The 20514-nt window shown below is 39.3% G+C and carries 18 protein-coding genes; 7 read left to right on the top strand and 11 right to left on the bottom strand.

The features are described 5' to 3' along the window. Positions 1 to 77 precede the first annotated feature (77 nt). On the top strand, positions 78 to 2894 hold the full coding sequence (locus ACH11B_RS16840; RefSeq protein ID WP_130857357.1) for a prolyl oligopeptidase family serine peptidase: 2817 nt from the start codon (positions 78 to 80) through the stop codon (positions 2892 to 2894). An 88-nt stretch (positions 2895 to 2982) separates the two neighbouring features. Here ACH11B_RS16840 and pckA read toward each other — a convergent pair whose 3' ends face one another. Next, complete coding sequence (pckA, locus tag ACH11B_RS16835) at positions 2983 to 4593, bottom strand: phosphoenolpyruvate carboxykinase (ATP) (RefSeq protein ID WP_130857356.1); 1611 nt, start codon at positions 4591 to 4593, stop codon at positions 2983 to 2985. 354 nt (positions 4594 to 4947) lie between these two features. Between pckA and ACH11B_RS16830 the strand changes: the two genes are divergently transcribed. After that, positions 4948 to 5790, top strand: a complete 843-nt coding sequence (locus ACH11B_RS16830) for an MBL fold metallo-hydrolase (protein ID WP_377609355.1) — start codon at positions 4948 to 4950, stop codon at positions 5788 to 5790. A gap of 4 nt (positions 5791 to 5794) precedes the next feature. On the opposite strand, the gene mnhG is transcribed toward ACH11B_RS16830, so the two are convergent. The 8 genes from mnhG to argS form a co-directional block, all read right to left on the bottom strand. Beyond that, positions 5795 to 6154 carry a monovalent cation/H(+) antiporter subunit G gene (mnhG, locus tag ACH11B_RS16825; RefSeq protein ID WP_013666280.1) on the bottom strand — a complete coding sequence of 120 codons (360 nt, stop codon included), beginning with the start codon at positions 6152 to 6154 and terminating at the stop codon, positions 5795 to 5797. Beyond that, positions 6154 to 6423, bottom strand: a complete 270-nt coding sequence (locus ACH11B_RS16820; protein ID WP_013666279.1) for a monovalent cation/H+ antiporter complex subunit F — start codon at positions 6421 to 6423, stop codon at positions 6154 to 6156. Before ACH11B_RS16820 ends, mnhG begins: the two co-directional genes overlap by 1 nt. Continuing rightward, positions 6420 to 7001 carry a Na+/H+ antiporter subunit E gene (locus ACH11B_RS16815; RefSeq protein WP_149105641.1) on the bottom strand — a complete coding sequence of 194 codons (582 nt, stop codon included), beginning with the start codon at positions 6999 to 7001 and terminating at the stop codon, positions 6420 to 6422. Before ACH11B_RS16815 ends, ACH11B_RS16820 begins: the two co-directional genes overlap by 4 nt. 46 nt (positions 7002 to 7047) lie before the next feature. Next, positions 7048 to 8574, bottom strand: coding sequence for a proton-conducting transporter membrane subunit (locus ACH11B_RS16810; protein ID WP_130857351.1), 1527 nt, complete (start codon positions 8572 to 8574; stop codon positions 7048 to 7050). Next, positions 8564 to 8917, bottom strand: coding sequence for an NADH-quinone oxidoreductase subunit K (locus tag ACH11B_RS16805; protein ID WP_013666276.1), 354 nt, complete (start codon positions 8915 to 8917; stop codon positions 8564 to 8566). The genes ACH11B_RS16810 and ACH11B_RS16805 overlap by 11 nt, the downstream gene beginning before the upstream one ends. A 4-nt stretch (positions 8918 to 8921) precedes the next feature. Then, the gene (locus tag ACH11B_RS16800; protein ID WP_013666275.1) at positions 8922 to 9329 is read right to left on the bottom strand and encodes an MnhB domain-containing protein; all 408 of its coding nucleotides are present in this window, start codon (positions 9327 to 9329) and stop codon (positions 8922 to 8924) included. Further along, entirely contained in the window at positions 9326 to 11620 is a 2295-nt protein-coding gene (gene mbhE, locus ACH11B_RS16795) for a hydrogen gas-evolving membrane-bound hydrogenase subunit E (protein WP_377609358.1), read from the bottom strand. Before mbhE ends, ACH11B_RS16800 begins: the two co-directional genes overlap by 4 nt. Positions 11621 to 11691: 71 nt before the next feature. Continuing rightward, positions 11692 to 13461, bottom strand: a complete 1770-nt coding sequence (argS, locus tag ACH11B_RS16790) for an arginine--tRNA ligase (RefSeq protein WP_130857349.1) — start codon at positions 13459 to 13461, stop codon at positions 11692 to 11694. Between the two features lie 159 nt (positions 13462 to 13620). Between argS and ACH11B_RS16785 the strand changes: the two genes are divergently transcribed. The 3 genes from ACH11B_RS16785 (at position 13621) to ACH11B_RS16775 (ending at position 17480) form a co-directional block, all read left to right on the top strand. Then, a complete protein-coding gene (locus ACH11B_RS16785; RefSeq protein ID WP_013666272.1) occupies positions 13621 to 15051 on the top strand; it encodes an arginine deiminase family protein in 1431 nt (476 codons plus the stop codon). Positions 15052 to 15062: 11 nt separating this feature from the next. Then, a complete protein-coding gene (gene ctlX / locus ACH11B_RS16780) occupies positions 15063 to 15986 on the top strand; it encodes a citrulline utilization hydrolase CtlX (RefSeq protein WP_377609360.1) in 924 nt (307 codons plus the stop codon). 102 nt (positions 15987 to 16088) lie between these two features. Then, positions 16089 to 17480 carry an arginine decarboxylase gene (locus ACH11B_RS16775; RefSeq protein WP_013666270.1) on the top strand — a complete coding sequence of 464 codons (1392 nt, stop codon included), beginning with the start codon at positions 16089 to 16091 and terminating at the stop codon, positions 17478 to 17480. Between the two features lie 30 nt (positions 17481 to 17510). On the opposite strand, the gene ACH11B_RS16770 is transcribed toward ACH11B_RS16775, so the two are convergent. Beyond that, the gene (locus ACH11B_RS16770) at positions 17511 to 18296 is read right to left on the bottom strand and encodes a C40 family peptidase (protein ID WP_013666269.1); all 786 of its coding nucleotides are present in this window, start codon (positions 18294 to 18296) and stop codon (positions 17511 to 17513) included. 127 nt (positions 18297 to 18423) lie between these two features. On the opposite strand from ACH11B_RS16770, the gene ACH11B_RS16765 reads away from it, so the two are divergent. After that, entirely contained in the window at positions 18424 to 18915 is a 492-nt protein-coding gene (locus ACH11B_RS16765) for a universal stress protein (protein WP_013666268.1), read from the top strand. Positions 18916 to 18974: 59 nt separating this feature from the next. Here the strand turns inward: ACH11B_RS16765 and ACH11B_RS16760 are convergent, their stop codons facing one another. After that, positions 18975 to 19328: a 4Fe-4S dicluster domain-containing protein gene (locus tag ACH11B_RS16760; RefSeq protein ID WP_013666267.1), complete on the bottom strand. Its 354-nt coding sequence runs from the start codon at positions 19326 to 19328 to the stop codon at positions 18975 to 18977. A 137-nt stretch (positions 19329 to 19465) separates the two neighbouring features. On the opposite strand from ACH11B_RS16760, the gene ACH11B_RS16755 reads away from it, so the two are divergent. Beyond that, complete coding sequence (locus tag ACH11B_RS16755; RefSeq protein WP_242627317.1) at positions 19466 to 20503, top strand: acyl-CoA reductase; 1038 nt, start codon at positions 19466 to 19468, stop codon at positions 20501 to 20503. Positions 20504 to 20514: the final 11 nt, after the last annotated feature.

Raw genomic sequence — 20514 nt, 5'->3', positions numbered from 1 at the left:
ATCGGCAATGTAAAATAATGGTGATTTCTCGATGGAATTTTATATTTTTCGGATATTTACCGACAAATCAATCCAACATGGTGTATAGAGTGTATTTAACAATTATCCTAAACTTTATCTGTCTTTGCTCATTCGCCCAGAAAAGACCGTTAGACCATAGTGTCTATGATAGCTGGCAAAGTATAAAATCACCAAAAGTAAGCCTTGACGGACAGTATGTCTTATATAGTGTTACTCCTCAAGAAGGAGATGCTCATCTTTTTATCACAACCCCATCAGGAGAAGTAATTTTGAATGTGCCAAGGGGCGAAAATGGGGTATTCACTAATAATTCGCAATATGCGGTTGCAGCGATCAAACCATCGTTTGCCGAAACGAGACAAGCTAAAATAAAGAAGAAAAAGGAAAAAGAAATGCCTAAAGATTCGTTGGCAATTATCTCCCTTCTTGACAAAAGCATCTACAAAACCGGTAATGTGAAATCTTTTAAATTAGCGGATGAGTCATCTGAATATATAGCGTATTTGGAAGAAAAAGAAGCTTTAAAAGCAGATAGCGCAGAGAAAGACAATAAAAGCAAAGACAAAAAGGCTGACGAAGCAGGAATATTGCATTTGCGCAACATGGTTACCGGGCAGGAAGAAATTTTTGAACAAGTAACTGATTATTTTTTTGATAACATTGCTAATTTCTTAGTTTTTGTTCGATCAGAAAAAAAAGAAGCTCCGGTAAATAATGCCGGTCTATTTCTTTACGAGATCAAAGAGAAAAAGCTCAAACAAATAAGCAAAGGACGGGGGACTTATCGGCAAATAACCTTTGACCAAAGCGGTACGCAACTAGCCTTTGCTGCAGAAAAAAGTCCTGAAAAAGCGCTTCAGAAACCATACAGTCTTTATTATTACACATCTGAGCGGGATACTGCCAATGTAATTGCCAGTATCAATAGTGCTGGGATGCCCACCAACTGGAATGTCAGCGGAGATGGCAATTTACGCTTTAGCAATAACGGCGAGAAGCTCTTCTTTGGTATTGCGCCAATCCCCCGAGTAAAAGATACCACAATTGTCGATTTTGAAGTAGCCAACGTGGACATTTGGAACTGGAAAGATGATTACCTGCAACCGCAGCAATTGGTAAATCTAAAGAAAGATTTAGCTAAAAGCTATTTGAGTGTAATCTATCCAAAAAGAAACAATATTGTAATACCCCTTGCGTCTTTAGACATCCCCGATATAGATTTAACGGATGACGCCGACAATATTTATGCCTTTGGAAGTACCAACGCCGGAAAAAGGATTGCTGCGCAATGGGAGGGCAATACGAAGCAGGATTTTTATTTAATCTCTACAGTAGACGGAAGCAAGGTAAAAATCGCATCCGATATATACGGACAAGCCCATTTATCGCCGCTGGGAAAATATGTCGTTTGGTACGATATGGCCACCCAGCAATGGAACGCATACGATGTGGGTACGCGTTTTTTGAAGATATTGAATACCGATTTACCGGTAAGCTTTGCAGACGAAGATAATGACTCACCTACTTTTGCCCGACCTTATGGTATCGCCGGCTGGACAGCAGAAGATAAAGAGGTATTGATTTACGATAAGTATGACATCTGGAGCTTCGATCCGCAGGGAGATGATAGACGACTATTGACAAATGGTGCAGGAAGAAGCACGAAAACTACGTTTAGATATGAAGATATTGTTCCAAAAACCGGAGCAAGAAAACACGATAAATCTATTATCATCAATACAAAGGAAGCGTTCTTGGTAAGTGCCTTCAATCACATCAATAAAAATGGAGGCTGGTTTGAAACTAACCCTCGCAACAAAAGGGATCCAAAAGAGCTCATTATGGCTCCTTACACATATAAAAATATATTGGCGGCTACCGATAAAAAACTGATTATCTATACGAAGGAAAATTACGAAGAGTCGCCCGATCTATACGCGACCGCTTCGCTATTTAAAAATGAAACGAAGTTAAGTGCAATCAATCTGCAACAAAAACAATACAATTGGGGCACTGCCGAATTGGTAAAGTGGACAACGCCTGGGGGGCATGAAGCGACCGGCATTCTATATAAACCGGAAGATTTCAGCGAAGCGAAAAAATACCCAATGATTACCTATTTCTATGAGAAATTATCAGATGGTTTACACACCTACATCCCTCCAGCTCCGACTCCTTCACGGCTAAATATAAGCTATTTTGTGAGCAATGGGTATCTAGTGTTTGCTCCGGATATTAGCTATGAAATTGGGCATCCCGGAAAATCCGCCGAGGAGTATATTAACTCCGGCGTCAAAGAACTGGCTAAATTCTCCTGGGTAGATGAAAAGCATTTGGGAATACAAGGACAAAGTTGGGGTGGTTATCAGGTAGCGCATTTGATTACACGCACCGATATGTACGCTGCAGCTTGGGCAGGCGCTCCTGTAGTTAATATGACGTCCGCTTATGGGGGTATCCGATGGTCTACTGGCCTTAACAGGCAATTTCAATACGAAAAAACGCAAAGTCGCATAGGAAAAGATTTGTGGGAGGGTTATGATCTCTACATAGAAAATTCGCCACTCTTTCATCTTAAGGCCGTTAAAACCCCCGTTGTAATTATGGCTAATGATAACGACGGTGCCGTTCCATGGTATCAGGGAATAGAAATGTTCACTGCGCTTCGCCGTCTCAATAAACCGGTTTGGCTACTTAATTATAACGGAGAAGAACATAATTTGGTTAAAAGACAAAACAGAAAGGATATTCAAATCAGAGAACAACAGTTTTTTGATCATTTCCTGAAAGGAAAACCAGCACCTGTTTGGTTGGAAAAGGGAATACCTGCTACCTTAAAGGGTATTGATTGGGGCTTTGATCTGGTCGATTAAGCTAAACAGCAACTCTCTCCAACGTCATCGAGTCATTCTCCAAGAGGTAAGGTTAAGGTGGGACGCTATTACACAGCGCCCCACTTTCTTATAAACTAACAATTTGTACCTTGGGGGCAGCTTCGAGAATCTTTATATCCATCTCTGCTTCATACTGTTTAAAATTTTCTGCAAAAGCTTCTGCTAACTTATTGGCTTGAGCAAAATAAGCCTCCTTATCCCTCCAACTGTCTCTTGGGCTTAATATATCACTCGGTATATTCGGACAGCTTCTTGGATAGGCAAGTCCAAAAATCAAATGCGTTTGGTAATCAACCTCATCCAAGTCACCCCGTAGAGCTGCCTGAATCAAATTACGTGTGTGAACCAAAGGAATACGTTTACCGACGCCATAGGCGCCTCCTATCCATCCCGTATTAACTAGCCAAACTTGAACTTGATGCGTTTTTAGTTTTTTGCCAAGTATAGCTGCGTATTTTGCAGGATGTAGGGGTAAAAAGGCCTTTCCAAAACAGGCGGAAAACGTAGCGGTTGGTTCAATGATGCCAGACTCAGTACCGGCCACTTTAGCGGTATAACCGGAAATAAAGTGATACATCGCTTGCTCAACGCTCAATTTCGAGATTGGTGGCAAAACGCCAAAGGCATCCGCCGTGAGGAAGAATATATGTTTTGGGTGTTCAGCTATTGCCGGTTCAACGGCCCCTTTAATAAAATGAACCGGATAAGCCGCCCGCGTATTTTCCGTTTTGCTAATGTTGTTATAATCGGGTATGCGCGACTCCCCTAGCATGCAAACATTCTCCAGCAATGTGCCAAATCTTATGGCATTAAAAATTTGTGGTTCTTTTTCTTCGGCAAGTCCAACACATTTGGCATAACAGCCACCCTCAAAGTTGAACACCCCCTCTTCACTCCATCCATGTTCATCATCTCCGACTAACATTCGCGCCTCATCAGCAGACAAGGTTGTTTTACCGGTTCCTGATAAACCAAAAAACAAGGCAGTGTCGCCTCTTTCCTTACCTACATTTGCCGAACAATGCATAGACAAAATACCCTTTTCTGTTGGCAGCAAATAATTTAGGACTGAAAAGATACTTTTTTTAATTTCTCCGGTATAACCTGTTCCACCGATGAGCACCACTTGCTCCGTAAAATTAATAATAACAAAATTCGCACTTCTTACACCATCCACCAGTGGAATTGCTTCAAAACCGGGAATTGCCAAGATGGTCCAGTTAATGGATGATAATGGTTCATTTCGAGATGGCCGCATAAACAAATGGTGAGCAAAAATATTCTGGTAAGCCGACTCCGTAATCACTCGCAGTGTTAAACGATGGTTTTTCTCTGCGCAGACATATCCGTCGCGCACGTAAAGGTCGATGTCCTTCATATAATGCATCATTTTAGTTAATAACTGCCCGTAATACTTCGCCTCCAACGGTTGATTGATATCTCCCCACCAAACGGTGCTCTTCGTTTTATCATCATGCACAATGTAACGGTCTTTAGGTGATCTACCTGTAAATTTCCCCGTGTCCGCAACCAGAGCACCGCATTCTGTCAGCACACCTTCGCGATTCAATATAGCATGTTCAACTAAAGCAGGAACAGATAATTGATAAAATATTTTTCCTTTCGGATAAAATTTTTGATTCCCTAAATCTAGTGGTTCAGAAATAGTAGAGTTCATATAAATTTGTTTTGTTGAAATTCCAGGTCAAAACTAAGCATTAAAAAAGATTAAAAAAATTCAAAAATAGCTAATAATCAACACATTGTACAAAATACACTTTCAATTCAAGTACTATAGCTCCTTAATACATAAGCACTTATACAAAAAGAACACCTATTTATTTTTTTTATCATTTTATTAAAAATATCAGCTAAACAAACAATGTATTTAATAAATCCTAAAAATTATACAACAATAAATGTCATTAAAACAAATAATGCCATATGAACCAAATACACCAAAACATGCTTTTAACTTTTCATTTAATTTTTTTTATTATATTCAGCAATTAAAGAAACAAGTTGAAAGATCATGAATCTATATACCATCGAAGCCAGACTATTTAAATTGGATGGTGGAGCTATGTTCGGAGTAGTACCGAAAAGTATATGGCAACGTACTAATCCACCGGATGAAAACAATTTGTGTACTTGGGCTGCTCGACTTTTATTGATAGAAACCGGTGACCGGTTAATCTTGATAGATACAGGTTTAGGTGATAAGCAAGATGCCAAGTTCTTTGGTCATTATCAACCGCATGGGAGCAAACTCGATGACTCATTGGCAAAATACGGATTTCAAAAAAGTGATATTACCGACGTACTGCTAACTCATCTTCATTTTGATCATGTCGGAGGCGCTGTCGAAAGACGAGCTGATAGATTAATCCCGGCCTTTGAAAACGCTACTTACTGGACAAACCAAAAACACTGGCAATGGGCAATTTATCCCAACGATAGAGAACGAGCGTCGTTTTTAAAGGAAAATATTTTGCCTCTTCAGGACAGCGGCAAACTACAATTTATCGAAGAAAATGAAAAAACTTTTTTCACAAAAGAAATCCAAATTCGATTCACCTATGGCCATACGGAAGCCATGATGTTACCACAAATTAGCTATAATGGAAAAACCATTCTCTATATGGCTGATTTATTGCCTTCCATTGGACATATTCCGTTGCCTTATATCATGTCATATGACATGTTTCCCTTAAAAACACTGGAAGAGAAAAAAACGATACTAGAAGAAGCCTTTGTAAATAACTATATTCTGTTTTTAGAACACGATCCGTTGATTGAATGCTGTACACTTAAACAAACAGAAAAAGGATTAAGGCTCGATAAAACCTTTAAATTGCAAGACATTTGGCGATGAACTTTTAATGGTTGTCATTTAAATTTTCCTTTTTACGATCATCCTGAAAGTCTTTTAGATTCGTTTTATACCAGAATGGAACATTTATATGGATAGCCGCTTTCGCTATTACATAAGCAGCAGTTGGTGAGGTTAGGCATATGAAAAACATGATGCCGAGCCCTTTTAATAGTACCTCAATGTTATTGAAATAAAATACAGCCGCAGCGATAATCAAGAGCACGCCTAAAGTTGAGTTTTTCGTAACAGCGGACAGTCTACTATAAAAATCGGGCAACCGTAATAAACCGATTGCCGAAACGAACATGGTAAAAGAACCAAGCGCGGCTAAAATGGCGCTGATAATTAAGGTTAAATTGTTCATTACTTTCTTTGGTTTACAAGATAATAGGCGAATGATATGGCCCCCAAAAATGCGATCAGGGAAAAAACCAAGGCAACGTCAAAAAAAATGAGTTTGTCCGTAAACATTACATATATGACCAGTAACCCGATTAAATAGGCAGATATTAAATCGAGAGCAGATAATCGGTCTGCTATGCTCGGCCCTACAATAAATCTATATAAAGCGAGTAAAACTGAAAGAGCAAGTAAGCAGACACAAAACAACAAAATATATGAAAAAATAGTCATTGCTTCTTCGTTTTGTTTATTTTCTTCATGACTTCATTGTCGCCCTTTCCTGACGTTTGGATCGTGTTAACGCCTTTCGAAAGGGCTGCAATCTGAAGCAGTCTCTTTTCAAATCCTTCCTGCATATATTGCTTGAAGCTTGGCAACGATCCTCCCTCCAGATAAATGGTGTGCACAAAAAAGTAACGCTTATCGTCCGAAATTCCAACGATCAAAGTGCCGGGCGTGAGATTTGAAATATTAGTGAGAATCATTATTTCCATATCGGAATGAAGCGATAAAGGTACCTTTACTACCGCTGGTCGTAAATTGATCCTTGGCGTAATAATCTCTTTTGTTAAACGCACATTGGAACGAATAAATTCTTTAATGAAGTATTTTAAAAGATACATTAGCTGGATTACCAGTTTAAAATAGCGCCGTTGAAAAACGGATAACAGTCCCCAAAAAACGGTATAAGAAAAAAGAAAAGCTAACAAGGCGCCACCCGCCGTTTCCGGAACAAAGGTTATTTTCTCAAGTATCCAATAACTTGCGTAAAAGCTTACCAATAAATGTATAATAAATAAAATGAACATAATTTCTCTTAGCAAAGTATGAATGCGTACTCAGATTAAAAATTCATTATCGCTGCATAACCGCGTTAATATAGCCACTCGGTGTCAATACCTGCTCGGCGGCTCTTTGTGTATACTCAATCAGCCATGATGGACTGAAGCTGATCCATAGCGTTACAAGAAACAAAAAAACGCTTGCGATATATACTTGGTAATATTCTTTCATAAAAACACGTTCCGTGATCAATTGTTCCAATCGCGTATCGAATTTTGTTAAAAAACATTTTCCCCAGATACGCATCATCGAGTATAAGGTTAATAAACTGACTATTAATAGCAGTGCGACAGAACGATAATCGTATACAGAGAGGCCGGCATCCACTAACATAAACTTACCCCAAAAACCCGAAAATGGCGGTATACCTACCAAGGTTAGTGCGAGTACAAAAAAAAGAAAAGACAAGCGCGGAAAGTGATCGTATAAACCATTAATATCTTTCACGCGATAAGAACCTCTGGCCTTTCCTATGATACCAACCACAAAAAAAAGGTTGGTCTTAACCAGCATATGATGCAGTGTGTAAAAAATAGCCCCGGCAACCGCGGCGGGTGTATATACCGCTAAACCATAAACTATAAATCCAATTTTGCTTATTAAATTATAAGCCAGCACTTTTCTTATATCGCGCTGAGCAATAGCTCCGAACACGCCCATCAACATAGTAAGACTAGAAATAATAAGTATAAAAACCTGCAAATAATGATATTGTTGTAGAGGAAACAATAAAGTAAACGTTCGGATCATCGTATAAACGCCTACTTTCGTTAGTAAACCCGCTACAATAGCCATAACAGCGATAGGCGACGTGTGATAAGAAGCCGGTAACCAAAAATAAAAAGGAAACAGCGCTGCCTTAATCCCAAAGCTTGCTAATAACAAAACCGCTGCTAATTGCGTCACAGTTTGAAGAGCAGGGTCCCGTAAGCTTTCTGCTAAGGCTGCAAGGTTGGTATTACCGGTTGTACCATAGAGTATACCGATAGCTAACAACAAGAACGATGAAGCAATAAAATTGATGATTACATATTTAATTCCTCCTTGTAATTGATCCTTTTTACTACCTAGTGTAATAAGCACGAACGATGATATCAACATAACCTCGAACCAAACATATAGATTGAACAAATCGCCCGTTAAAAAAGCCCCTGATATACCTGCCAACATAAACATAAAAGCGGGGTAAAAACCGATTTGCTTTTTTCTCGTAGGCATTACGGAATCGGAAAAGGAAAAGAGTGATGCACTAACGGCGAGTAAAGCAGTCATAGCGATCATTAGTCCTGCAAAACGATCGACAAAGAGTGTGATACCAAACGGAGCCTCCCAACCACCAACTTGCATGGTTAAAAACTCCTCACGGGCCAATACCTTTACCAATTTTACGCCGCTGATTAGTGCAATCACCGTCGAAATCAAAACAACCGCCCGTTGAATGTTGACACGCTTATAAAACAACAAGCATAATATTCCACCCAACATAAAAATTAAGAGCGGCGTTATCGTAAGGTAAATTGAATTGACATTAAACATCATCCGTATCTGTTAAAGCATCTAAATTATTGGTATGACTGGTTTGGTAGATTCTTTTAAGTAAAACGATTACAAATGCCTGAACACCTAGGCTAATAACAATAGCCGTTAGAATAAAAGCTTGAGGAACCGGATCCGCCATATTATCTAAGGGCACCGCTCCATCATTTCCTGAAACAAATGCAGGATGGCTGTCTACCAAACCGCCGGTAATTAATAAAAACAGATTACAGGCATTCCCAAACAAAATAACCCCGGCAATCAGTTTCATAAAACTTTTGTGTAATAACAGGTAAACTCCGGCCGCAAATAAAAAACCCGTCAAAACTGAGATTCCTATGATCATAAACCTATCTGTTAAAAATGGCAAAAGCAATTTTTAATATCGCCCCGGTGACAGCCATATAAACGCCAATATCAAATAAAAGAACTGAACTTATTGTGCCTATCCCCTTTACAGTGATATCGCTCCATAGCGCATAAAAAAAACCTTCACCGAAAATCATTGACAAAATGGCGGACGAAAAGCTAAGCAACAACCCTATTCCCGTTAAAATCATTGTATCAATCTTATAGGTTTGTTGCGTTTCCGGCACGCCAAAAGCAATCATATGAAAAATTAATCCGATCGATAATACCAAAGCCGCAATAAAGCCACCTCCCGGACTGTCATGCCCTCGGAATAGAAGATATAGCGAATACACGAGAAAGATGGGCATAAGTACTTTAACGGCAGCTTGCAATATCGCAGTCTTCATAACTTGTCCTCCTTCGATTTTAAATTAATTAGTGCAACAACACCAAGCGCAGTCATACTCAATACAACCATTTCTCCAAACGTATCAAAAGCCCTAAAATCAACCAGCATGACATTTACAACATTTTCTCCATGGCCTCTGGGAACACTATGCTGAATATAAAAATCTTTAAGTGCAGGATTTAACGGGTATTGCTGTACGCTGATGAGTATACATGTTATGATAATGCCAAAAGCAATGGAAACACCCGCAATCAATACTTTTCTTGGCTCTAAGGGAAAGCTGGCACTTTTCGGCATTCGGTTCAATACGATCGTAAAAATCACCAACGTGATCGTCTCAACTAAAAATTGCGTCATGGAGACATCAGGAGCACTAAAAACAGCATAAAATAAAGCGATTCCATATCCCACGAGGCTCAAACAAACCAGGATACGCAAACGGGAAGAGGTTCTTAAAATAAACAACGTGCCTGTAAAAATAAGAAGTAAAGGAAAAAAGGCATAAACCTCTGAGAATGAACTTTTCCAATTGTCGAAATGAATTTCCGAAAAAAGTTTCCCCTCCATGTAGATCCAACTCAGCATGACAATAGGGACAACGAATATCACCTTTAAATACCGCGTCAAAAAGCCATGCTGAAAAAAACGAGTTACTACATAGGTGAAGGATTGCAAATGATGTAAAATAGATCGGTATGCATGATCCAAAGAAAACAATTTTGTTATCTCCGCCAATCTCCTAAACTTGCTCTCTCCTACATAAAAGGCCAATCCTATTAACCAGGTTATACCACTCAATATAAAAGCGGTATTAAATCCGTGCCATAATGACAAATCGATTTCCCGAGCGCCACGCTTGTTCATGGTTGTCTCAGCGGCAACTGTAAAAAACGACTCAAAATGAGCGCCCCCTATACCAAACAAGAGTCCCATCAGCGACAGGAACACAGGAGGACCCCACATTATAACAGATACTTCTTTAACAGCTTGCGATAAAACCGACTTACCGAAAAAAAGATCATAGGTTAATTTCACTGCTAACATAAAATAAATCGCATTGGTAATAATAAAAACGATAAGAAACCAATACAGATACTCTTCACCTCCCAATAAAGCTTCATATAGCTTCTCCTTTACAACAAAACCCAAGACCGGTGGCAAACCGGCGAAAGCTAAGCCGGCCAACAAGGCAGCACATGTGGTAAAAGGCATATTTCGATATAAACCGGACAGCTTTCTCAAATCTCTTGTTCCCGTTTGCCTATCTACGTTGCCGGCAACGAGGAATAAAGCGGCTTTGTAAAGTGCATGTACTGCCAGGTAAAGTAAAGCCCCTTGCAAGGCTAAGTCACTACCAACACCAATCAAGGCCATCAATACCCCAAGGGCACTGATGGTTATAGATGCCAAGATGCTTTTTAGGTCAAAGGCTTTCACTGCCTTGATCGCTCCCAATACCATAGTAATTGATCCAATGGCCAGCAAACTGACTTGCCACATGATATCGGTTGAAAAAACCGGATTCAGACGCATTACAAGAAAAACCCCAGCCTTAACCATGGTCGCCGAATGAAGATATGCACTAACAGGGCTCGGCGCTGCCATGGCATTAGGGAGCCAAAAATGAAAGGGAAATTGGGCCGACTTAGTAAAACACCCTATTAGAATAAGCAGTATGATCGTACTCATTCCTGCCAAAGTCTGTCCATTTTGGATAATCGCCGATAAATGAAAACTTCCGCATTGATGACCGAGTAGTAACAACCCGACAAATAGAGCAAGACCACCTAAATTGGTAATCAGTAAGGCTTGTAAAGCGGCTCTTCTTGCTTTTTTTTTATGATTATTATAACTAATTAAAAAATAAGACGATATACTCGTCATCTCCCAAAAAACATAAAGTAGAATAACGTGATCTGCGAGAACCAGCCCTAGCATCGATGCCAGGAATATGAATAGATAAAAGAAGAAACGATTGGCTTTGGGCTTCCCTTTCATATACTCAATGGAATACAAAAGAATAAAAGCACCAAAAAGGCTGATGAGTAAAGCAAAGAATAAGCTTAGGCCATCCAAGTAAAGACCTATATCAACCTTTAATTCAGGCACCCAAGAAACTGCCTCAATTACTTTCTCTCCTTGAATTACAGGTTGGATATACGTGCACAGGTAAATAAATACACCAAAGACACTTAATGTACCTAAAGCACCCGGAATTGCAGGCTGATACTTATAAAAGAATAAGAATATAAAGCTTAAAACAATGATTAATGATAAAATTAGGGCCATATTGTATATAAGGGACTAACATAACAACAGCAGACAAGCCATTTTGTTAGTCCCTAAACACAAATTAGTCCCTACATACGCTCGGGGACCTGAATTCCAAGTAACCTCATCGCTTTTTGTATGACGGTTGCCGTTGCTGCTGATAGGTTGAGCCTAAATTCTTTTAAGCTCTTCTCTTCCGCTTTTAGGATAGACACCTCGTGATAGAATTTATTATAAAGTTTGGCAACTTCATAGACATAATTGGCTATCACTGCAGGGCTATAATCCGCCGCAGCGCCTTTAACAATGTCCGTAAATTTCGCTAATTCTTTAATCAAGTCCCGCTCAGATGCTTCCAAACTCATTGGCTGCACGCTAAAAGGAGTAGTTCCATAGTTGCCCTTTGTTAAAACCGATTTTATACGTGCATGTGTATATTGAATAAAAGGTCCGGTGTGCCCCTGAAAATCGATGGACTCATTGGGATCAAATAGCAAGCGTTTTTTTGGCTCCACCTTTAGAAGAAAGTACTTCAAGGCACCCAAACCAATCATTTCATACAGCCCCCCCTTCTCCTCCTCCGAGAAATCATCCACTTTTCCCAGCTCTTCAGTCCTTAGCTTCGCCGTATCAATCATTTCCGCCATTAAATCATCAGCGTCCACCACGGTCCCTTCTCTCGACTTCATCTTTCCTGAAGGCAAATCTACCATGCCATACGAAAGATGATAAAGACCTTCGGCCCACGATTTACCTAGCTTCTTCAAAATCAAAAAGAGCACTTTAAAATGATAATCTTGCTCGTTGCCAACCACATAAATGGAGTTGTCCATACGATAATCATCGTATTTTAACTGAGCGGTACCCAGATCCTGTGTAATGTAAACGGAGGTACCATCTCCACGCAAAACAAGTTTTTGATCAAGGCCATCGGCCGTTAAATCAATCCAAACAGAATTATCTTCTTTTCTAAAAAATACACCTTTAGATAAACCCTCTTCGATAATATCTTTTCCTAAAAGGTATGTGTTCGATTCATAATAAACTTTATCAAATGTTATCCCCATCTTTTCATAGGTTTCTTCAAACCCATCATAAACCCAGCTGTTCATTCGTTTCCACAAATCTATTACTTCATCATCTCCGGCTTCCCATTGACGAAGCATCTCTTGTGCTTGCAACATTAAGGGAGCTTCTCTCTTTGCCTCTTCTTCACTTTTTCCCGCCGCCTTCAGCAAATCCACTTCCTTTTTGTATTCCTTGTCAAAAAGCACATAATAATTGCCAACCAACTTGTCACCCTTTAGTCCGGCCGATTCAGGTGTTTCTCCTTTGCCGTACTTCTCCCAGGCAAGCATCGACTTGCAGATGTGAATACCCCGATCATTAACCAAATTAGTCTTTATAACCTCATAGCCGGCCGCCTCAAGAATGGCTGCAACCGAAAAACCAAGTAAGTTATTACGCACATGCCCTAAATGAAGCGGCTTATTTGTGTTTGGCGAAGAATACTCTACCATTACACGTTTTCCGTTTTTCGGAATTTCTCCAAAATCCGGTTTTGAAATTTCTGTATCCAGAAGCTGAAGCCAAAAACTATCCGTCAAACTTAAATTCAAGAATCCCTTGATCACGTTATATGAAGCTATTTCAGCAGCGTGGGCAACCAAGTAATCACCGATTTCGCTTCCTGTCTGCTCGGGTGACTTTTTCGAATATTTGGTGAATGGAAAGGTTACAATAGTGACTTGTCCTTCAAATTCTTTTCTGGTTTCCTGTAAGTTAACTGATTTTTCATCAACTTTTACTTGATATAAATCTTTTATAGCTTGAACTGTTAATGATGCAATAAAATTCATGCGCCAAACTTAGAGAAAATATCGGAATTTTATATTTAAAAAATAAACGCTAATTTGCAGCAATGCATAGCATATCCCGATATGCTGATGCATTTTGGAGTCTATCGGTTATGAACACCCACCGGGTCAAACTATAATACCTAGTAATATAAACCACACATGAAACCGCTCATTAACGTCAATTCAGAAATTGGCACGCTTCGCAAATTACTTGTTCATAGTCCCGACAGTGGATTGGGACAAGTCGTGCCCTCTAAAGCCCAAGACTGGCTTTTTGAAGACATTGTCCATTTAAATACTTTAAGAAAAGGAGAATACGACTATTATATAAAGTTATTATTGTACTTTTTAGACGCTCAAAAAATAAAAGGAAAGCTAAAACATATTGATACACCGGAACGAGACCGTGCATTCTTTAAACCGGATGCGGAAGCATTCCATCGCTCCGACAAAGTGATTGAAGTACAATCACTGTTGGCAGACATATTGGAAGATCACAATGTTAGAACTAATCTTGTCGCAGCAGTCTGTGCCATCGAAGGCTGTAATTACCGATTGCAGCAACTCTTGTCAAAAAAAGACCCTATTAAATTAGCCAAAATTATTCTGTCCGGATCACTAGATGACGAACATATGATTTTTGCTCCCATCCCCAATCTTATCTTCACCCGTGATCTAGGCATCGTTATTAACCGTTTTATTTTGCTCAATAAGCCCGCCAAAAAAGCGCGGGGCCGTGAAAGCATGATCATGCGGTATATATTCTTCAACCATCCTATATTTAAAGACTTTCAGGAGACTATCCTTGAAATTCCCGACCCTATACAACATTTTCTTCGTCCCGGTGAAGACGAAGAAAAGCGCGCCACATTGGAGGGCGGCGATGTAATGGTGGTTAGTTCTAATCACGTCCTTATTGGCTGTAGCGAACGGACATCTCCGCATGGCGCCAATGAAGCTATTAAGTTGTTTTTTAAACATAAAGTAGTAGAAAAGGTAACGGTCATTAAGATCCCTGCAAAACGCGACTTTATGCATATTGATACGATTTTCACACAAGTAAAACGTAATGTATGGGCTGTTCTGGCATCCGTGGCTAAACCTACCCCGAGTAAGGACGAAGAGCCACTCGATTTCTTTACGGAACCTGAACAGCAAACAGCGGAAATCATTCAGTTTTATAGCGATAAAACCCTGAAACCAAGACGTTTTTCATCATTGGAAGAACTTTTGGATGATATAAGTAGAAACGACTTAAACAGTACGGAAAAAACGCAATTTATCTATAGTGGAAACAACGTCTTCCCTTTTGACGCGCGCGAACAATGGACAGACTCTTGTAATTTACTTGCTTTGAAGGAAGGTGTGGTATTAGGTTACGACCGAAATGATAAAACTATTCAAGCCTTTTTAGAGAAAGGTTTTCAGGTTAAGGAGGTTGCCAAAGTCATAGAAGAGTTGGAACTTGATATCCTCCATATTAATCAGATAGAAAACACGCTTATCCTCTTACCTTCGGCGGAATTGTCAAGGGCCCGCGGCGGCTTTCATTGCATGAGCCTGCCTTTGCTACGAGATGACATCCACTAAAACACTTTCCTATGAGCCTTACCAGCCAGATTATGATGATTAGACCCGTAAACTTCAATTATAATGAAGAAACGGCCGTAAACAACAAGTTTCAGCAAGCTACACCAAACGCTGATGTACATACGCTTGCCTTAGCTCAATTTGAAAGAATGGTTTCCTTATTGGAGAAAAACGGTGTGGACGTACAGGTAATTGAAGATACACGGGAAACATTTACGCCCGACTCCATCTTTCCAAACAATTGGATATCTTTTCACGAAGATGGCTCTGTTATACTTTATCCAATGTTCGCCGAGAACCGCAGAAAAGAAAGAAGACAGGATATTATTGACATGCTTTCGAATATTTATGAAATAAAGAATACGATTGACCTCACACACTTTGAGCATAAGCACCTCTTTCTTGAGGGCACGGGCAGCATGGTACTTGATCGGCATCATCATATTGCATATATGTGCGCATCTCCAAGAAGTTCGACGGACGCTTTATATGAATTTTGCAAACAAATGCATTACATGCCATTAATATTCGATGCCGTGGATAAACACGGCTTCGCTATCTACCATACCAATGTTATGATGTGTATAGGCAATAACTTCGCAGTAGTTTGTGAAGAAGCGATAAAATCGCTTGATCAAAGGGCTCAGGTGATAAAAAGCTTGGCACAGACGGAGAAAGAAATTATTGGCATATCGCTCGACCAAATGGAGCATTTCGCAGGTAATATGCTGCAAATAAAAAACAAATACAATGAGTTACTGTTAATCATGTCTGAACAAGCTTATTTGTCACTGAATAAAAAACAGTTGAAATGTCTGGAAAAATATGCACAGTTGCTTTATTCCCCCCTTGATGTGATTGAAAAGAATGGTGGGGGAAGCGCTCGATGCATGATGGCCGAAATATTTTTACCTCCTAAAAAAAGCCTTATTTAACAAGCTAATAGACTTCTTATTTTCTTGACATCAATTTTATAAAAATCTGATGCTATATATCGATTTAAAATTACATTTTTGCAAAAATTTTAACTAAGATAAATGCAAAGCTATCAGGAATTTCTTGACCTAAGTGTTGGTTTTCCGCAAGACGGATTTGACATCATTGATGATGAGCTCTATTTTCATGATTTAAACTTGATGGAAATGATAGAGACATATGGTACCCCTCTAAGGTTTACCTACCTTCCCATTATCAGTAAAAAAATCCAACAGGCGAAAATTCTCTTTCAAACTGCTATTCTGAAAAACAACTATCGAGGATCTTATAAGTATTGCTATTGTACAAAGAGCTCGCATTTTAGACACGTTGTGGAAGAAGCCCTTAAAAATGACATTCACCTGGAAACATCTTCTGCTTTCGATATGCCGATGATCGATGCCTTGGAAAAAAAGGGAGTTGTATCGAAAGATATTACAGTGATTTGCAACGGTTTTAAAACTTTCCAGTATAAGCAATATATTGTAGATATGTTGCACGATGGGTTTAAAAACATCATACCCGTGTTGGACAACAAGGAGGAGTTCAACCTTTATGATGACGAAGTTGAATTAGACGAGCCTTGTAACCTTGGTATCCGAATTGCAGCCGAAGAACAGCCCGACTCGCAATTTTATACGTCTAGATTGGGAGTCCGGATGGAGGACATTCTTGATTTTTACAACAATAAAATTGTTCATAACCCGAATTTCAAAGTCAAGTTGTTGCATTTCTTTATCAATTCCGGTATTTCTGACACGCCTTATTATTGGAACGAGCTCGAAAAGTATGTAACACTTTACTGCAAGTTTAAGAAAATAAATCCCGATTTAGATACCTTAGATATTGGAGGCGGTATGCCTTTTAAAGATTCATTGGTACACGACTTTGATTATGAATACATGGTTAACGAAATCGTTAATCGGATCAAAGAAATATGCGCATTGCATGAGGTAATGGAGCCGGATATCATCACTGAATTTGGCAAGTATACGGTGGCCGAAGCCTCAGGCATCCTTTATAAAGTGTTAGGAAGAAAGCAGCAAAATGACCGCGAAAAATGGCTGATGCTCGATGGTTCTTTCATTACAAACTTGCCTGATGTTTGGGCATTAAATCAGAAATACATTCTTTTGCCGATCAATAATTGGGATTCGGAATACGAACGCGTCAATTTAGGTGGTATTACTTGTGACGGACAGGACTATTATAATCAGGAAGCACATATGAATAATGTGTTTATGCCAAGAACCCGAAAAGTACAATATTTGGGCTTCTTTCATACAGGTGCTTACCAAGAGGTATTAAGCGGTTACGGCGGGATACATCATTGTTTGCTCCCTTCTCCCAAACATGTGATCATTCGTCGCAATCGTGATGAAACGTTCAATTTTGAAGTCTTTGGAGAAGAACAAAACTCTAAGCAAGTACTAAAAATATTAGGTTATCATTAATCATTATAAATTAGCTGGAAAATAAGCCGGCTAATTTATAATTCTTTTAACAATTCTGAGTCGATGTGTATACTTGTTTGATTCTCTTGAAAATATCCCGGTATTATCAATCTGATCAATTTTTACTCTTCCGGATGCGTGGATAATCTCAGACTCATTTAATAATATCCCTACGTGGATAATCTTTCCTTCGTCATTATCAAAAAAAGCCAGATCTCCTAATCTTCCTTCCTGAAGGAAGTCGACAGTCTTTCCTTGTTCTGCCTGCTGCCAGGCATCTCTTTTTAGGCGAACACCAAAATGCTTATAAAATAATTGGACATATCCTGAACAATCAATTCCAAAGACGGATCTGCCGCCCCAAAGATAAGGTGCGTTCAGATAAAATCTAAGCACATCTTCTGCTTCTTGTTCAAAATCTTCCAAATCGGGTAATCGAGATAGCCCCAGAAAGAGGTAATCAGTATCATTAATACGGAAGCTATCGTTGTCCAAAAAAGGCAACGTGCTGCCAGGCAACAAGTGAAGGCTTTCCTCCTTACCCAACTTTAGTAGCATCGCATGGGTAGATAAGTCTGCTATCGGCTGTTCTTCATTTTGTATAGCGTTAAAGTCTTCCGCTGACAGCGAAACTTGCTGCCTCCCGTCAATCCACCCTTCGTAATCATCGTATCCCATTTTAACATATAGGTACTCGTCTTTTTTTTCTAAAACTTCAAAGACTTCACCAAACAGTAATTGAGAAACAATTTCGCTTTTATTGCCGCCTTCAGCCCGTACCGGTATGACGGGTAAATTACAAATTCCATACACCATGGTACACACAAATCATTGTATATGCAAACTTAGATAAAATGCCTTTACAATACAATCGGTTTTGCACACATAAACACCAAAACTTTCATCTATCTCAAATGTTATATGTTAACAACACAAAGCGATTATGATAGATTCATCATTAACAATAAGGACACAGCGTATTTTAATCGCTGTTGAAGACAGTAAATACTCTGAAAAAGCGGTTCGCTATGGTTATCACTTAGCCCAAGCTTTCAACGGTGAGGTAGCCTTGGTACATGTCATCGATCCGCCAACAAGCAGTACTTATGGGGCTGTCGATCCAATCATGGGTGTCAACCCGGTTTATATACCTGAAATTAACGAGGTGCAAGAGCAAGCATCAACAGATTTATTAAATAGATTAGCCTCGCTTTGGCCGAATGGCGAACAGCATGTGACAAAAATTAGTAAGTTGGGTCAACCGAGAAAGGAGATATTGGAAGCCGCTAATGAGTGGCAGGCAGACTTAATAGTGCTCGGGACTCATGGAAGAACAGGATTCGATCATTTTATCTCAGGAAGTGTCTCTGAAGGAGTGGCAAGACACGCGATTTGCCCTGTAGTGATCGTTCCTTATAAGGACGACGATCATTAAGAACTCATTTATGAGGAAGAGCAGCTAACAAATGGTTACCTGCTCTTCTTCGCTTGTCACTAGCCTTCGGCGTGCAACCAAGCCTTTTTAGCCAGTAATTCTTCCTGGGTTTCACGAACATCCTCGTCATCTACACAACAATCTACCGGGCACACAGCCGCACATTGCGGCTCATCATGAAAACCCACACATTCCGTACACTTATCTGATACTATATAATAGATTTCATCTGATAAAGCTTCCTGAGCTTCATCAGCATCCAATGTGGTCCCATCTCCAAAATCAATTACTCCGTGCAGCTCGGTACCATCGGAAAAACGCCATGCCATACCTGCATCGTATATCGCATTATTAGGGCATTCCGGTTCACAAGCTCCGCAGTTAATACACTCATCAGTAATTTTAATTGCCATTATCTTCTTAAAAAATCCGTTTATACTTTATTTTTGCAAATATTACTTTTTCAACAATAATCTACAAATTTAGTAGTTTTTTGTCAAACATGGTAGTATTTTTATTGCAAATATAACATTTAAAAAGTTTTTCCACTTTGAAGAATCACAATTTGACAAGCCATCAACGCATCGCCGCCTTTTCTGCACTGGGCAACTATATGGAAACGGCGTCAGATAGCTTACACGCAATCATCGAACAAGCAGGATATCATAACAGTTGGTTTACACCGGCTAATACAAAAAAGGCACTCCATGCTATTGCCAAAACGCTGGTTAAACCGGTCTTAGCCGACTGGATACAACCTTACTTGCCTGACATCGATCCCATGTCCGGAAAAACGGTGGGACTGGTTCTCGCAGGGAATATACCTTTGGTAGGCTTTCATGATATATTAACAGCGTTAATAGCAGGTTTTAAAGTTCAAATAAAACTGTCTTCTGACGATAAGTACTTGATTCCACATCTATTGGACAAGTTAATTGAATTTGAACCGGCATTTAAACAACACATTAGTTTGGTAGACAGACTTCAGCGTTTTGACATGATTATTGCAACAGGAAGTAATAATACCGCTCGCTATTTTGAATACTATTTCAAGAATGTACCTCACATTATTCGAAAAAACAGAAATAGCGTAGCTGTTATTTGGGGTGACGAAACAAAAGCCGAACTGTCAAATATCGGCTACGATCTCTTCGACTATTACGGCTTAGGGTGTAGAAATGTTTCTAAACTTTATTTTCCTAAAAATTATGAAATCAGTTACTTCTTTGAAGCTATCGAAACCTTTAGTACGGTTATCAATCATCATAAATACCATAACAACTACGACTATAATAAGTCAATTTATTTGGTAAATGGCGACAGGCATTACGATAATGGCTTCCTCTTGCTTAAAGAGGATCAACGCTTAGCATCTCCATTAGCTGTAGCTTATTACGAACACTATAATGATATAGAAAGTTTAACCGCACAATTAAATGAAAGAAATGAAGAAATCCAATGTATTGTAACTAACAGAAAATTGACCACCATTGCGCCATCCTTTTCTTTAGGTAAAAGTCAGGAGCCTGCATTGGACGATTATGCTGATGGTGTTAATACTTTAGCTTTTTTATTGAGCAACAAATAGGGATGAAAAAA

The sequence above is a fragment of the Olivibacter sp. EAT-5 genome (assembly GCF_044784325.1).
GTDB classification, from domain to species: domain Bacteria; phylum Bacteroidota; class Bacteroidia; order Sphingobacteriales; family Sphingobacteriaceae; genus Olivibacter; species Olivibacter oleidegradans.
The sequence above is the reverse complement of the archived record's forward strand: the minus strand, read 5'-3'. Positions and strand labels throughout refer to the sequence as shown.

What these genes read in the sequence shown, in the direction of transcription:
- ACH11B_RS16800 (WP_013666275.1), bottom strand. Translation starts at nt 9,329, where the DNA reads ATGAAGACTGCGATATTGCAAGCTGCCGTTAAAGTACTTATGCCCATC.
- ctlX (WP_377609360.1), top strand. Translation starts at nt 15,063, where the DNA reads ATGAGCCTTACCAGCCAGATTATGATGATTAGACCCGTAAACTTCAAT.
- ACH11B_RS16840 (WP_130857357.1), top strand. Translation starts at nt 78, where the DNA reads ATGGTGTATAGAGTGTATTTAACAATTATCCTAAACTTTATCTGTCTT.
- ACH11B_RS16805 (WP_013666276.1), bottom strand. Translation starts at nt 8,917, where the DNA reads ATGATCATAGGAATCTCAGTTTTGACGGGTTTTTTATTTGCGGCCGGA.
- argS (WP_130857349.1), bottom strand. Translation starts at nt 13,461, where the DNA reads ATGAATTTTATTGCATCATTAACAGTTCAAGCTATAAAAGATTTATAT.
- pckA (WP_130857356.1), bottom strand. Translation starts at nt 4,593, where the DNA reads ATGAACTCTACTATTTCTGAACCACTAGATTTAGGGAATCAAAAATTT.
- ACH11B_RS16765 (WP_013666268.1), top strand. Translation starts at nt 18,424, where the DNA reads ATGATAGATTCATCATTAACAATAAGGACACAGCGTATTTTAATCGCT.
- ACH11B_RS16770 (WP_013666269.1), bottom strand. Translation starts at nt 18,296, where the DNA reads ATGGTGTATGGAATTTGTAATTTACCCGTCATACCGGTACGGGCTGAA.
- ACH11B_RS16830 (WP_377609355.1), top strand. Translation starts at nt 4,948, where the DNA reads ATGAATCTATATACCATCGAAGCCAGACTATTTAAATTGGATGGTGGA.
- ACH11B_RS16820 (WP_013666279.1), bottom strand. Translation starts at nt 6,423, where the DNA reads ATGACTATTTTTTCATATATTTTGTTGTTTTGTGTCTGCTTACTTGCT.
- mnhG (WP_013666280.1), bottom strand. Translation starts at nt 6,154, where the DNA reads ATGAACAATTTAACCTTAATTATCAGCGCCATTTTAGCCGCGCTTGGT.
- ACH11B_RS16815 (WP_149105641.1), bottom strand. Translation starts at nt 7,001, where the DNA reads ATGTTCATTTTATTTATTATACATTTATTGGTAAGCTTTTACGCAAGT.
- ACH11B_RS16810 (WP_130857351.1), bottom strand. Translation starts at nt 8,574, where the DNA reads ATGATGTTTAATGTCAATTCAATTTACCTTACGATAACGCCGCTCTTA.
- ACH11B_RS16775 (WP_013666270.1), top strand. Translation starts at nt 16,089, where the DNA reads ATGCAAAGCTATCAGGAATTTCTTGACCTAAGTGTTGGTTTTCCGCAA.
- ACH11B_RS16760 (WP_013666267.1), bottom strand. Translation starts at nt 19,328, where the DNA reads ATGGCAATTAAAATTACTGATGAGTGTATTAACTGCGGAGCTTGTGAA.
- mbhE (WP_377609358.1), bottom strand. Translation starts at nt 11,620, where the DNA reads ATGGCCCTAATTTTATCATTAATCATTGTTTTAAGCTTTATATTCTTA.
- ACH11B_RS16785 (WP_013666272.1), top strand. Translation starts at nt 13,621, where the DNA reads ATGAAACCGCTCATTAACGTCAATTCAGAAATTGGCACGCTTCGCAAA.